We start from the raw sequence: 1,401 nt of genomic DNA, 5'->3' as shown, positions 1-1,401 counted from the left end.
CTGATAGATCCCCACGATTTTAAGGCTCCCACCGAACAGCATACTCCAAAGTATGCTGTCGGAGTCGCTCGAAGACATCAATGCCTTCCATCAATTCATCTATGACATCAAAGCATCTGGCTAGTAATCGTCGCCCCAAAGACAGACAGCTCATGACAAAAGTGTCCCTAACGGTATTCGCCTGGAAGTAGCGGGCAAAGCCGGCAACCCGACCAAGCAGCCCAATCAAATAGAGATACAGACCCGCGAGTGTCGAGATCATTACCATTATCGCTAAACGATTCATTTTCTTTGTATTATGCAAACTCATGCCCAAGCCAAACCGCACCGACTTCATATCCCGGAAGCTTTCTTCTATCTGCATTCGGGCTTGATAACGCTTCACAATGCTATTGGCTTGACCTTGATGAGTGACAGCTAATGACGTCGCTAAAAGCCAGGGCTCTTTCCAGCTCTTTGCTGCCAGTTCATTCCTATTACTTTGGTTTCGCTCACCTTTTCTGTTGTAAACTCGTCGTCCTTTGGCTTTGTCTTTAAACAGCACAAAATTGGTGATTAATGGGCGTTCTTTGGCTAACTCGACATGATTGAACCATTGCGCCCGTTTAGTGGCTCTGGGATACAGCGAGGTACAGCGCTGCCACGGCAGCGGAGTAAGGCGATAATTTGTTTGGTTTCTCACCCGGCCAACATAGTCCCATCCGATATCCAGTACTTGCCTAAACCAAGGACCACGAAATCCGGCGTCTGTAACGATAACGGGCTTGCAGCTTGCCGGTAGTATTGCGTGAAGGCGCCTTAGAAATTGCTGATGAGTTTGGGGTTTATCTTTAGTCGCCAGAGAATGAACTTCCTCATAAAGGGTTATCGAACGCCCCTCACATGCCAATGCGGCGCGCAGCAGGAAGAACTGCTGACCGGGCTCTAAGTCTGACCAGTCGACCAAAATCACTGGCTGTGCTTGATAACCTGCAAAATATCGGGCCAGTTGCTGATAAATGTGCGGTAACTCATAAAAAAGTTGGGTATTAGAGAGTAGACGATCAGCACTTTTTATTCGATGCTTTTCATAGGCTTGCGTGTCAAGGTTCCGCCCAAGCGAAGTGACGGTTAATTGCTGCTGGGTCGAGGCACTTAAGACTATATTTTGTAGCGCCTTGCGCCGGGCACTATGCATAGAAGGTGTGACAGCGTGAATGAAATTGGTTAGGATGTGCTGAACATTCATGGCGATTCCTGATTGTTTTTTTTGGCGAAAGATCTGATCATCGAGCGCCATGAATGTTCCCTTCCTATACCAATTTATTTAATCCTTTGTTTTATCATCCTATTTCGTGGGGATACCTCAGGGTCAGAGCTCTTACCGGTACCGGAGACGTGTGGATAAATCAGGCGAGGCCG

At 47.6% G+C, this 1,401-nt stretch carries 1 protein-coding gene; it reads right to left on the bottom strand.

Features of this window, described 5'->3' with window-relative positions; translation table 11 throughout:
- Positions 1 to 19 precede the first annotated feature (19 nt).
- The gene (locus A9165_RS16375) at positions 20 to 1,279 is read right to left on the bottom strand and encodes an IS4 family transposase (protein WP_065956674.1); all 1,260 of its coding nucleotides are present in this window, start codon (positions 1,277 to 1,279) and stop codon (positions 20 to 22) included.
- Between the last annotated feature and the right edge of the window lie 122 nt (positions 1,280 to 1,401).

The sequence above is a fragment of the Alishewanella sp. HH-ZS genome (assembly GCF_001704375.1).
Lineage (GTDB): Bacteria > Pseudomonadota > Gammaproteobacteria > Enterobacterales > Alteromonadaceae > Alishewanella > Alishewanella aestuarii.
The sequence above is the reverse complement of the archived record's forward strand: the minus strand, read 5'-3'. Positions and strand labels throughout refer to the sequence as shown.